10 protein-coding genes are annotated in these 12,278 nt (G+C 52.0%); 3 read left to right on the top strand and 7 right to left on the bottom strand.

Features of this window, described 5'->3' with window-relative positions:
• Window positions 1-3: 3 nt before the first annotated feature.
• The 5 genes from pfkB to fba form a co-directional block, all read right to left on the bottom strand.
• Window positions 4-942 (bottom strand): 1-phosphofructokinase, encoded by a 939-nt coding sequence (pfkB, locus tag ACTQZS_RS05490; RefSeq protein WP_441474923.1) that lies wholly within the window; start codon window positions 940-942, stop codon window positions 4-6.
• Window positions 943-1,012: 70 nt separating this feature from the next.
• Window positions 1,013-2,062, bottom strand: a complete 1,050-nt coding sequence (locus ACTQZS_RS05485; protein WP_441475035.1) for a galactitol-1-phosphate 5-dehydrogenase — start codon at window positions 2,060-2,062, stop codon at window positions 1,013-1,015.
• A gap of 121 nt (window positions 2,063-2,183) precedes the next feature.
• Window positions 2,184-3,707, bottom strand: a complete 1,524-nt coding sequence (gene xylB / locus ACTQZS_RS05480) for a xylulokinase (RefSeq protein WP_441474922.1) — start codon at window positions 3,705-3,707, stop codon at window positions 2,184-2,186.
• Between the two features lie 110 nt (window positions 3,708-3,817).
• Window positions 3,818-4,855, bottom strand: coding sequence for a LacI family DNA-binding transcriptional regulator (locus ACTQZS_RS05475; protein WP_441474921.1), 1,038 nt, complete (start codon window positions 4,853-4,855; stop codon window positions 3,818-3,820).
• A gap of 197 nt (window positions 4,856-5,052) precedes the next feature.
• Window positions 5,053-5,910 carry a class II fructose-1,6-bisphosphate aldolase gene (gene fba, locus ACTQZS_RS05470; RefSeq protein WP_441474920.1) on the bottom strand — a complete coding sequence of 286 codons (858 nt, stop codon included), beginning with the start codon at window positions 5,908-5,910 and terminating at the stop codon, window positions 5,053-5,055.
• A gap of 249 nt (window positions 5,911-6,159) precedes the next feature.
• Between fba and ACTQZS_RS05465 the strand changes: the two genes are divergently transcribed.
• Window positions 6,160-6,630: an RbsD/FucU family protein gene (locus ACTQZS_RS05465; RefSeq protein WP_441101241.1), complete on the top strand. Its 471-nt coding sequence runs from the start codon at window positions 6,160-6,162 to the stop codon at window positions 6,628-6,630.
• Window positions 6,631-6,970: 340 nt separating this feature from the next.
• Here ACTQZS_RS05465 and ACTQZS_RS05460 read toward each other — a convergent pair whose 3' ends face one another.
• A complete protein-coding gene (locus tag ACTQZS_RS05460; RefSeq protein ID WP_441474919.1) occupies window positions 6,971-8,269 on the bottom strand; it encodes a tetratricopeptide repeat protein in 1,299 nt (432 codons plus the stop codon).
• Between the two features lie 363 nt (window positions 8,270-8,632).
• Entirely contained in the window at window positions 8,633-10,102 is a 1,470-nt protein-coding gene (locus ACTQZS_RS05455) for a PucR family transcriptional regulator (RefSeq protein ID WP_441474918.1), read from the bottom strand.
• Between the two features lie 367 nt (window positions 10,103-10,469).
• Between ACTQZS_RS05455 and ACTQZS_RS05450 the strand changes: the two genes are divergently transcribed.
• On the top strand, window positions 10,470-11,468 hold the full coding sequence (locus ACTQZS_RS05450) for a uroporphyrinogen decarboxylase family protein (RefSeq protein ID WP_441474917.1): 999 nt from the start codon (window positions 10,470-10,472) through the stop codon (window positions 11,466-11,468).
• A gap of 197 nt (window positions 11,469-11,665) precedes the next feature.
• The gene (locus ACTQZS_RS05445) at window positions 11,666-12,277 is read left to right on the top strand and encodes a GTP-binding protein (protein WP_441474916.1); all 612 of its coding nucleotides are present in this window, start codon (window positions 11,666-11,668) and stop codon (window positions 12,275-12,277) included.
• Window position 12,278 lies beyond the last annotated feature (1 nt).

Genomic DNA, 12,278 nt, shown 5'->3' with positions numbered 1-12,278 from the left:
TCTTTATCGTACTCTGATGATCTCCACGCGATCCCGGATAGCAGTCATGTCCTCCATCCGGAAAAATCCGGTTCTGTCGGTCATCGCGCTCGCTGCCGATATTGCGCTGGCAAGTCTCAGGCAATCCTTCATGTCCAGTCCCCGCGCGATCCCGGCGGCAAAGCCTCCGATCATGGAATCTCCGCAGCCGACTGTATTGACCGCATTGATTTTCGGGACGTGAGCCTCGTATACCCCTTCTTCACAGGACATAAGCGACCCTGCACTTCCCAAAGAAATCACAACGGTCGGAATTCCCTTTGCGTGAAGCTCACCTGCCGCCTCCAAAAGCTCGTCCCGGTTCCCCTCCGTCAGCGTTCTTCCGACCAGCATCTGAATCTCATCGATGTTCGGCTTGATCATGAACGGCCTGTAAGCGACGCACTCCTTCAGCGTGCTGCCGCTCGTATCCAGAATCACTTTTTTTCCTGCCGCACGCCCTGCGTCGATCAGCCTCTTGTACAGACTGCTGTCGCAGCCGGAAGGCATTGACCCCGAGATCGTCGCCACCGCAGCATCCGAGATATGCTCACTGAATGTCCGGACCAATGCGTCCTGATTTGTTTCCGTTGCCTCAAATCCGGGCTCCAGAAATTCTGTCTGCGTTTTATTCACTTCGTCCCAAATATTGATGCAGGAACGCGTCTCTCCGCTGCACCACACAAAATCCTCGCGGATTCCCTCCCGGTGCAGATGTTCCTGTACAAACTCACCGGAATGACCTCCGAGGAACCCGGTCGCCAGGATTTCCTCCCCGGCGATATGCGCAGCTCTGGAGACGTTCAGCCCTTTCCCACCGGCCGAGCGCTCGCAGATTTTTACACGGTTCACCTCGTTCACCCCGAAGCCGTCCACGACGTATCTGGTGTCCACCGCCGCATTTGCGGTTACTGTCAGTATCATACCATATCCTCTCTGTCTTTTTCCTGATTCAATTGCTCTCCATTCTGTTCTCAGCCAGAACTTATCCTTTTTACTTCTCGGAGTCGATCAGAATCTTTCCCTTTACCTTGCCGCGTTCCTTATACCACTGGAACGCATCCGCGATCTGAGAAAGCGGTACAATCTTCCAGATCATTCTCGGATCATATTTCAGCTGGCCTGTGGCAAAATAATGCGCCACATCGGTCCACTCATGACCCGGGAACGGAGCCGAATAGGACATCCAGGATCCGGTAAGCGTAAATTCCTTCCGGTTCAGATTCTCCCACTCGCTCACCGTAAATGTCAGTTCCTTCTTCGGTGTTCCGATGAAGCAGACGCCGGCCTTATTCGCCGCAAGCTGGAATGCCATCTTCATCGTGATGGTGTTGCCCGCCGTCTCATAGATATAGTCATAGCCGACGCCATCGGTCTGAGCCATCGCCTGATCCATAAAGTCATCGTCCAGGGTATTGATCCCGGCGTCCGCGCCAAGCTCTTCGGCAAGAGCCAGTTTTTCCGGAACGATATCAAAAACCACAACCTTCTTCGCGCCGAAGATCTTCGCCCACTGCGCCGTCAGCATACCGATCGGGCCGGTACCGAGAATCGCGACGGTGTGGCCGCCCTTGTATCCCGTTCTTTCCAGTCCGTGAAGCGCGATCGTTGCCGGCTCAAAAAGCGCCGCCTGCTCAAAGGAGATGGATTTGTCAAATTTCACTGCATTGATTTCCGGGACGCAGACATACTCAGCGAAGGATCCGAACTGACGGGAACCGATAAAGCTGTAATGCTTGCACAGAGAATAGTCGCCTCTCGCACAGTCCGGGCACTTCATGCAGGGAACCAGCGGAACGCCTGCCACATAGTCTCCCGGCGCCACCCTTGTCACGCCTTCACCGACCTCTTCCACGATTCCGGAAAATTCATGTCCCAGAACATTCGGGAAAAAGTGACACGCGTCACCGTTAACCCTCGGCACATCAGAACCGCAGATTCCGGTATATTTAACCTTGATCAGCACCTCTCCCGCCTTCGGCTGCGGCTTTTCAATATCCTCGTAACGAAGATCATCTCTTGCATGTACCACGCCTGCTTTCATCATGATTGCCATCTTTTCTTCCTCCTGAAGAATTTCTTACGAACACTGCATATTGCACAACATTTAACAAAGATATTTATTCAAATTGACAGCGGCCATCCGTCGCTGACAGTCTGTTGTCTCAAAAACTGCCCCCATTTCGTCTCATAAGTCCCTCGAGATCCCGGTACAGTTCCAGATATGTCTCATAATTTTTCTGATAAACAGCCGCGTTTCCGGGATCCGGCTCATGTCGTCTCGTGTCATGAACCGTGAGCGAAACCGCTTCTTCATAATCATGGTAGAATCCGCAGCCGACTCCGGCGAGCATAACCGCGCCGAGCGTCGTTGCCGTGTCAGAGGACGGAACGACAATCGGCTTCCCTGTGATATCCGACTTGATCTGCGTCCACAGCAGCGAATTCGCCGAGCCGCCCATCGCGCGGAGCAGCTCGACATGCGCCCCCGCTTTCTCAGCCACATCCAGATTATGCTTCAGGGCGTAGGCAACGCCCTCCATGCAGGCACGCACCATGTGCCCCTTTGTTTTCGAGAAATCAAGCCCGTAGAACACGCCCTTTGCGTCCGGATTCCAGATCGGCGAGCGCTCTCCGCTCATATACGGGAGAAAAACAAGTCCGTCCGATCCGGCCGCAACCTTTTCCGCCTCATGATTCAGCTGCACGAGAGACGGCTCTCCGGTCTTCTCCGCCAGGAGACGCTCCTCTCCGGCGAACTCCCGCTCAAACCACCGCATCACTCCGCCGCCTCCGGTCGTACCGCCCTGCAGCAGCCATTTGCCCGGAATGACATGAAACGACAGAATCAGCCTGGGATCCGCCTTATATTCATCCAGGCACACGCTCATGCCGCCAGCCTGTCCTCCCTGCTCCTGTGTATCCCCGTCGTGAATCACGCCGGCGCCAAGCGTTCCGCACGCGGCATCAAGACCTCCCGCAACTACCGGCGTTCCCTCCAGAAGTCCCGTTTCCTTCGCCGCTGCCTCTGTCACCTTACCGATCACCTGATCACAGTTCACGATCTCCGGCAGGAACTCCCTCGGGATTCCGATCTCGGATGCCATATCATAATCCCAGACACCCCTTCTCATATCAAAGCAATGCCAGCCGTACGCGTCACAGATATCTTCCGTCATCTTTCCGGTCAGACGGTATCCGATGTATCCGTTCGCGTGCAGAATCTTGTCCGTGTGCGCATAGACCTCCGGAAGGTTTTCTCTGTACCAGAGAACCTTCGGCGTGGTGTAGGAAGGCTGCAGCGCGTTTCCTGCAAGATCAAAAATCCTGTCCTGTCCGATCCGTTCATTGATCCGGTCACACACAGACTGCGCGCGGGTATCCATCCAGATCGGCGTATTCGTCAGATTCTTCCCGTCCTTATCCAGAGCGATGGCGGACCAGCCCTGCCCGTCGATTCCGATTCCACAGATATCCGCAGGCTTCACCTTCCCCTCAGCCCAGATCTTTGCCAATGCCTCACAGACGCCCCGGTACCAGTCCTCCGCATTCTGTTCCGCCCAGCCCGGGTGAGGATAATAAACCGGATAATCACCCGTCGCAGATGCCTCCACCCTGCCGTACCGGTCAAAGACAGCCACCTTACAGGCACTCGTTCCGATATCTATTCCCAGTAAAAACTCTCCCATAGTTTCCTAACTTCCTCTCCGGCATCCCAATGCTCCAACGCTGCGTTAGATAAAGCAGGGAACCTGTTCATTCTGCGTTATTCCGGCCAGGCGCCGGCCTGCCTACAGCATCATTTCGCGTTATTCCGGTCAAGCACCGACCTGCCCTCCAGTATCGTTGTACCGAGCCAGATATGCCTGCGCGCTGATGCATCAGACTCTCCATTTTCCGCATCTCCGATCTCACCGAGCCGCTGCAGCATAATCTCCGCTGCCTTCTCGCCGATTTCGTCAACCGGCTGATTGATGATCGTAAGTTTCGGGTGCACTGCCCTCGCGAACTGGGGGTTATCGAATCCCACGACGGAGAGCTCCCCTGGAATCTCGATTCCGGACTCGTTGGCGCCAATCATGGCACCTATCGTCATCCGATAATTCGAAATCACAACCGCCGTCATTTCCGGATGCATCTGCCGTAGCGTCTCAATTCCACAGGTGCCGCTTTCGATCGAATCATCTCCGTGAAAGATATAATCCTCGGCGCAGACAATTCCGTTTTTCTCACACGCCTCACGGTAGCCCCGCATTCTCTGCCTGGCAGCGTTGATCTCCTCCGGTCCGGCAATCATCCCGATATGCGTGTGCCCCTTCTTCACCAGAAGATCCACCGCCGAACGAATCGCCGCACGGTTGTCTACACAGACCGAATCCACATCCAGTCCCTCAATCTGCCGGTCAATCAAAACCACGGGCTTTTCCGTCCGGATAAACTTCCGGAGATTATTCCCGGTAGCGTCAACCGGAAGCACCACGAGTCCGTCTACCCTGCGTTTCAGAAGAAAATCAACAGCCTCCCTCTCCCTGGCGCTGTCTGTCCGGCAGTCGCAGACCAGCATGGCATAACCGTGCTGACGGAGAATATCCTCGATTTCGCTTAACACTCTCGCGCAGAACGTGCTGTTCAGCTCGGGAATTACCGCGCCGATCATCTTCGTCCGATTCGTCTTCAGCTGCCGCGCCGTCTCGTTTACTTCATAGTGAAGCTCCCCGATCGCCGCCTCGATCTTCGCCCGGTTCTTCGGCCGTACATTTCCTCCATTCAGATAGGAGGAAACCGTCGCTACGCCGCACCCTGCTCTCGTCGCAATGTCCTTTACCGTAGCCGCCATACTTCCTCCCTCCCGTCTTACGGCGTCGTTCAGTCGTTCTTTCGAAGCCCTCCTGCAGTTGCCTGACGATCACTCGTCCGGATCAATTTCTCTGCGTTTTCAGCGCTCCTGTCTCATTTCGGATCCGTCCGGCCTCAGCTCTCTGCTTTGCCGTCGCAGCTCTCTGCCTTACCGTCGCAGTTCTCCGCCTTGCCTTCTCAGTTCTCTGCCTTGCCGTCGCAGCCGCAGACCGTCATGCGGTACTTCACCTGCTCAACAACCGCCGCTCTTCCTGCTGCCTGATACTTCTTCGGATCGAATACGTCCGGATCCTCAGCGATGTATTTCTTGACAGCGTCTGTATATGCCTTGCGCAGCTCGGTCGCGAAGTTCACCTTGCAGATACCTCTCTCCACGCAGCTTCTCACCTGTTCATCCGTAAGCCCGGATGCTCCGTGCAGCACAAGCGGAACGTCAACCACCTCACGGATCTCTGCAAGCCGGTTCACATCCAGAACCGGTGTCCCCTTGTAGAAGCCGTGAGCAGTGCCGATGCCGACCGCCAGTGAGGAAATGCCCGTGCGCTCCGCGAATTCCTTCGCCTCCTGCGGATCCGTGTAGATGTCGTCACCGGAAGATACCGTGTCGTCCTCCTTGCCGCCGACCTTTCCAAGCTCGGCCTCTGTCGGGATACCGACTGCTGCCGCCATATCTGCTACCTTCTTGCTGATCGCGATGTTCTCCTCGAAAGGAAGCTTTGATCCGTCGATCATGACAGAGGTGTACCCCGCGACAATGCACTTCACGGCCATATCAAAGCTCGGGCCATGATCCAGATGAATGCATACCGGCACACTGGCTGTCTCTGCGACCGCCTTCACCATATTCGCGAACATCTTCGGGGTGGCGTATTTCAGCGTGCCGCCGGTGGTCTGGATCATAACCGGTGCCTTCAGTTCCTCGGCTGCCTGAACAATTGCCTGCACCATCTCCATATTCTCAGCATTAAATGCGCCGACTGCGTAATGTCCCTTCTGTGCATCCAGAAGCATCTGTTTTGAAGTAACGAGTGCCATGTAAGTTCCCTCCTTGTAATCATGCCCATTCGGAGGCCGTGAGATATGCTCCGGCAGACCGAATCGTTTCGGTTTTGGTTTCATTATAGGATGTCCCCACACCTCTGTCAATCACTTTTTCCGAATCGATTCGGTTTTGAGCGAAACGTTTCATTTTTCTATTGAATTGTGACAGAAAAAAAGATAAAATAGGTGTCAGCAGACTATATATGTGTGGTGTAAGGCACCACGGAGAAAGGAGTTTTTATCATGTTAAAAAATGTACCGGCAATCCTGCCGCCCGAGCTTCTGAAGGTTATCTGTGAGATGGGCCATTCTGACCGTCTGGTAATCAGTGACGGAAACTTCCCGGTTCCGACCAAGGGGAAGAACGCGGTCATCGTCCGCATGGACGGTCACGGCGTACCTGAAATTCTTGACGCGATTCTGCAGCTCTTCCCGCTGGATCCCTATGTTGAGCATCCGGTAAATCTGATGGAAGTTATGCCTGGCGACAACGTCGAGACACCGATCTGGGACACCTACAAGGAAATCGTTGCGAAGTATGACAAGCGCGGAGCCGACGCCATCGGCACAATCGAGAGATTCAAGTTCTATGAGGAGACCGAGAAGACCGCTTACTGTGTCATCTCCACAGGCGAAACCGCTCTCTATGCAAACATCATGCTTCAGAAGGGCGTTGTGACACCGGATATGCAGCCGGCACCTTATCAGAAGTAAAATCCTGCCTGCTATACGCGACAGACGATATCGGGCAGTCATGCAGAACCTCTTTGGAACAGACTGCATATCAGTAGAACAAACATAACAGACTGCATGTCAGTCATTAGAAAGGAGACCGCCGCACAGATTCAAATCTCTGTGTGGCGGTCTCCTTTTTCTCTGATATCTGATGCTCTTCTGCTACCTGATTTTTTTGAACGGAACGAGCATGGAATATGAGCAATTTACAGGAATGAACAGTTGAACACATCCGCGATGCTACATGAAAGCAAGAAAATGGAAGAAGCAAGAGGGCAGCCACAGCCGTCCCTCTCTACCATAGACTGCGTTTCCGCTGTCACTTCCCCTTCCCGCAGCAGTCCTTATACTTCTTTCCGGAACCGCAGGGGCAGGGCTCATTTCTTCCGATCTTTCTGGAGGTGCGCCGATAGGTTCCTCCGTTTCCAACCTCCGGCGACTGCTTTTTCATCATTTCATGGTAGGAATCCGCAAGCCGCCCGCGCAGGTCATCCAGTCCAATATCATCCATGTCTGCGTATTTCTGTATATCCTGAAGCAGTTCCTTCTCAAAGGCGGCCGCATCATTACGGGCACGGCCGATCAGCTCCGCCACGATCAGATAGCTCTGCGGATAATGTGTCTGGAAATAGGAAATCTCATTCTCGTGCTGCGGCAGATACTGAATCATCTGCCAGCAGGCAATCCTCGCGTTAATCCGGATGCCGTTCGCCACATATTCGTCCGAGGAATTCTCCATCTCACCGATGTGCTGCTCCGAATAAATGTTATTCACAAAATCTTCCAGCAGAGGGGAAATCTCCCTGTCGTCACGCAGGCTATAGGACTCTGCGGCTAAATAGGCGCTCGTGATGGTTTCCTGGTATTTCCCCTGCATCACCCCGAGCCTGGATACGAAAGTGACAAATTCCACAAACGGATTCCGAAGCCATTTTTTCTCCAGCTCCATACTCATGACCACGATCAGATCCGCGAGATATTGCTGATAATCCGCCACATGCTCCGCATGTCTCAGAAAATCCTTGTAATCCTCGAGGTCCTTCAGGAACAGATCCTGATTCATGGACACCTCGAGTTCCAGTGCTCTCTGGAACACACCGTCCATCCATCTCTCGTTGGGCACGAATTTCTCCTTATCGTACTGGATAATGTCCTCCCGGAACGCCTCCAGTGCTTTTTTCTTCAGCCCCAGATTTTCCAGGCAGTCCCCATACGCAGAATAAACCATCGGTTCGTACTCTTTTAACGGAAGAATTTTACCGAACTCGGCAGCAGCCTCCCGGTATTTCTTCTGCGCATGGTATGATTTTGCCAGCTGGACGGCCGCCTTCTCAAAATCCGGATGTGCCTCGATCACCTCCCTGAAGATCCGCTCCGCATCCTCAAATCTGCTTTTTTCAAAAAGGCACACTCCATAAACCGTCTGCACATACGGATAATCCGGCTTTTTCTGCAGAATTTCCCGGCACATCTCCTCTGCCTTTTCGGAATCGCCGTCTCCAAAGACATCCAGCATCGCACGGACCTGTGGCCGCATCTCCTCCGGCGCCTCTCTCACGTACTGTTCAAGTGTTTCCGCCACATTTTCATTTTTCACAGCTTTTACAATCTCTGCCATTGAACCATCCTCATTCTGATCAAATTTTCGATATCATACATTTACTGTATAAGCTCTTCGAAAACGCAAACAGGATCGTCACGCGCGAAGCGTGTGTAAGAGACTGTATGCGATTTCGAAGGCAACAGGTATGAGCGTGAAGCCGTGTGAAACACGGCGAAAACGCGAATGCCTGTAGGATTGCGGGAGTGCGAAGCACGGAGCAATCCGTAGCTTATACAGTGTGTGGCACGACTTATCGTATGGTCGTTACTGTCTGACAACATTTTAACGCAAAACCGGGTGTGCTGCCACCTGAAAAAAACTGCTCTGCCGCCTTAAAACCCGAAAGCACATTTTCCCACGTTCTGCCTACGTATCTGCCTACATATCTGCCTCCTGATCCGGATACATAAGAAATGACACCATAATTGCCGTTCTCTCCTGTGTGTCATTAAGGTCTACCTTGTATTTGTCTTCAATTCTTCTAATCCGGTACAGCAGGGTATTCTTGTGAATATGAAGGCGCTCCGAAGCCCTGACAAGACTTCTCTCCTCCTGCAGGTATACCTGCAGTGTATGAAAATACTCCGTATGATTTCTCCGGTCTGCAAAACGGAGCTGCTTCAGAACCGGATGTTCCAGATCAATGGATACATTTTTTCGCAAAATATTCTGCAGATAGTAAACGACACACTCCCGGCAAAACATGACGCGCCGCCCGTTCCGCTCCCCGTAATGCATCGCGATATCTGCCTGTTCAAAATACTGTCGAAGCTTCATCACATCCTGAAACGGATAACTGATTCCCATATACAGGTCAACCGGTTTCAGATACCGGGTCAGGTCCTGCAGAAAGCGGGAGAACTGCAGATGCGTCGCATTTACGACCATCATCAGGCCTTTATCGACCTGGAGCACATAGCAATCGGAATAAAGCTGTGAAATCTGATGAATCAGCCTCTCATACACCAGTTCACTTCCAGCACTCACCTGAAACCGGAGGACCCGTTTACTGTCCTCATCCTTCCAGCCGATTCTCCGGAAGAACTGATACACCGTATCGCTTTTCATCACCGGATCCTGCCGCAGCAGCCTCAGAAAGACCGCATTCTGCTCCGGAGCCTCCAGGACGATTCCATTTCGATCCCACCAACGCAGAATCTGAGCATTAAATACATGGAAAACCTGCCGTGCCGCCTCTCCGCCTTCCGTCCGGCCAAGTGTCACAAAGCTGAAGCCCCAGAAAAAGCCATTGATAAAAATATTCTGAACAAGAGAATTCTTTTTCAGTATTGGTTCCTGAAAATAATACGAGTTTCGATTCGTGAGATTGGACTGCAGGCTTTTTACCACAGGGACTACATGATCCAGAGGCATTCCTCCCTCTATCCGCAGCTGGTCAGCATACTCAGCCGGAACTGTTTTTTCGATGTACTGCCTTCCCGCAATACTTTTCAGGATAAATCCGCTGTTCATCACAACTACCATTTCCTGAAAAATATTCGCCGCCTCCTGCGTAATATCCTGCAGCGAACAGTGAGCATCAATCAGATCCCGCACATGAAGATCCCACTCCAGATACCTGTCGATGGTGTACTGAACCTTTTCGTAGATTTCCTCCATACTCCCGCAATCTACAACCAGATAATCATTTCTGTTGACACAGATCACCCTGTTCTTCATGGTCGGGATAAAATCCTCGGAAGGGCAGATATAGACCGTGTGCGGGCTGACATTGTCGCCCCTGAACAAAAGCGAAACATTACGGATACTCATCTCACCGCCTGAAATATGGCTGTCGATTGCATATTCCTTCAGATTGTCCCGAATGATCCACATGCTAAGATACATCTCGAATATTTCCTCCGTCCTCGGCCCTGACACCCGTCTCACCCGTCCAGAAAAACTGCCGCCTCTCTCGTCACACTTCCTCCGCCTTCGGTCCTGACACCCGTCTCACCTGTCAGATATCTTGTGATTCTATAACAGGTACCTGTGCTTATTATAGCATATTTATGTGTTTACAGCCCATATTCAACTGCTCCCTCAATGCATACAATAAAACCTATACGATGCATCACGCTACACACTGTATCAGTTGCCGATCGCTCCGTGCCTTGTACTCGCGCAATCCAACACCGTACAGATCTGCCATGATGCTGAAAGCAAGAACACTCCGGAAAATTCTGAGAACGTAAAAAAAAGGAGGAACCTACACATGTTATCACCAAAAGAGAACTACAGACAGATTTTCCTGCACAAGCCGGTGGAATACACACCCTGCACCATTACAGACGGGGCAATCTTCGGATTCGGAGCAAAAAATGGTCCCTGGTTTGAAAAAGGCCCAGAGGGCGGTGGCTACGATGGATTCGGTGTCCGCTGGGTCACCCCTGACTCGGGCAATAATGCAGCCATCCCCGCTCCCGGTGAATTCATTCTCGATGACATTACCGAATGGAAAAAGGTGAAATTCCCGGATCTGGACAATTACGACTGGGAAGATGAGGCTAGAAAAGACTTCTCCGGAATAAACCGTGACAATGTGCTCGTTGAGTTCGGCGTAGGAAACGGTGTATACGAGCGGCTCGCCGCTCTGATGGGTTTTGAAGAGGCACTGATCTCCCTTGCCATGGAGCCTGAAGCCTGTATGGAATTTTTTGACAAGGTTTCCGATTATCAGTGCGAATACATCGATTATATCGTCAAATATTATCATCCGGACATCATCAATTACTATGACGACATCGCAACACAGCGAAACCTGTTTATGTCGCCTGCCACTTACCGGGAACTGATCAAACCCTTCCACAAGAAGGTAATGCAGCATATTCATGAAAAAGGATGCTACACCATGCAGCATACCTGCGGTCATGCTGAATCTGTTATCGAAGATATGATTGATATCGGCGTGGACTGCTGGGTATCTGTACAGCCCTGCAACGACATTCAGAATCTGATCCAGCAATATGGAGACCAAATCTCCTTTGCAGGCGGTATGGACACAAACGGCGCAGTCGCCGGTGAAGGCGCGACCCCGGAAATGATTCGCGCCGAGGCCAGACGTGTCGTTGACGAATACGGAAAATACCATAAAGCTTTCGCCCTGTTCGGTTTCTTCCTGAATCATGATCCGAAAGCTCTCGGTCAGAACTTCGGCATTCTGTTTGACGAATTCATGCCATACCGGATGACCAGATGCAACAGCCTGACATAAGCAAAATGCACCACGGCCGGAATTTCATTAGAAGTTCCCGGTCAGCCAGGCCTTAAAGCAAACGCAGGCAAAATATATCAATTCCGGCATTCCATAAGAATCCTTGAAATTCCTGATCAGACAGAAGTTATAGATGTCAATTACCCACTATCTTAAGGCAGTAGATTTCCGCCTACAGCAAAGAAAGGCTTTTGTATATGAAAATCATAATCCTCGGCGGCTTTCTCGGGGCAGGGAAAACCACCGTCCTGCTTCAATACGCGCGCAGCTTGATCTCGCACAGCACGCAGAACGGCAATCCTGTCGTCATACTTGAGAATGAGATCAGTGAAGCCGGCGTTGACAATCAGCTTTTGTCACGCAATCATTTTCTCGTAAAAAATATCTTCTCAGGATGCATCTGCTGTACCAGCTCTGCGCAGCTGGAGCAATCCGTCCGGGAAATCGAACGAAACTACTCGCCGGAATATCTCCTGATCGAATCAACTGGGATGGCATATCCCGACAGCGTCCGCCGCACCCTCAGAGATGCCGGCAGCTGGGATACGGGAATCGTTGCGCTTGTCGACTGTAAAAGATGGCACAAAGTGAAGTGTGCCATGCCTGACTTTGTCACCAGCCAGCTGAAGGATGCATCTGTCATACTCGCCAACAAGATCGATAAGGTCAATGAAAATGAGCAAAGAGAAGTCATTGCCGACGTCAGCCGCTATAACTCCAGTGCCCGCATCTTCCCGATCAGTGCCATAAAAAAACAGCCCGATGAGCTGTGGACGAAGATCACATCTCTGTGCCTGGGAAAGGGGTAAT

It is taken from the genome of Bilifractor sp. LCP19S3_H10 (genome assembly GCF_052119185.1).
In the GTDB taxonomy this organism is placed as follows: Bacteria; Bacillota; Clostridia; order Lachnospirales; family Lachnospiraceae; genus Bilifractor.
This window is presented reverse-complemented; position numbering and strand designations above follow the sequence as displayed.

Bases quoted from the DNA above. Each gene is read 5' to 3' on its own strand.
- ACTQZS_RS05450 (WP_441474917.1), top strand. From the start codon at position 10,470: ATGTTATCACCAAAAGAGAACTACAGACAGATTTTCCTGCACAAGCCG.
- xylB (WP_441474922.1), bottom strand. From the start codon at position 3,707: ATGGGAGAGTTTTTACTGGGAATAGATATCGGAACGAGTGCCTGTAAG.
- ACTQZS_RS05455 (WP_441474918.1), bottom strand. From the start codon at position 10,102: ATGTATCTTAGCATGTGGATCATTCGGGACAATCTGAAGGAATATGCA.
- ACTQZS_RS05465 (WP_441101241.1), top strand. From the start codon at position 6,160: ATGTTAAAAAATGTACCGGCAATCCTGCCGCCCGAGCTTCTGAAGGTT.
- pfkB (WP_441474923.1), bottom strand. From the start codon at position 942: ATGATACTGACAGTAACCGCAAATGCGGCGGTGGACACCAGATACGTC.
- ACTQZS_RS05460 (WP_441474919.1), bottom strand. From the start codon at position 8,269: ATGGCAGAGATTGTAAAAGCTGTGAAAAATGAAAATGTGGCGGAAACA.
- ACTQZS_RS05475 (WP_441474921.1), bottom strand. From the start codon at position 4,855: ATGGCGGCTACGGTAAAGGACATTGCGACGAGAGCAGGGTGCGGCGTA.
- ACTQZS_RS05445 (WP_441474916.1), top strand. From the start codon at position 11,666: ATGAAAATCATAATCCTCGGCGGCTTTCTCGGGGCAGGGAAAACCACC.
- fba (WP_441474920.1), bottom strand. From the start codon at position 5,910: ATGGCACTCGTTACTTCAAAACAGATGCTTCTGGATGCACAGAAGGGA.
- ACTQZS_RS05485 (WP_441475035.1), bottom strand. From the start codon at position 2,062: ATGAAAGCAGGCGTGGTACATGCAAGAGATGATCTTCGTTACGAGGAT.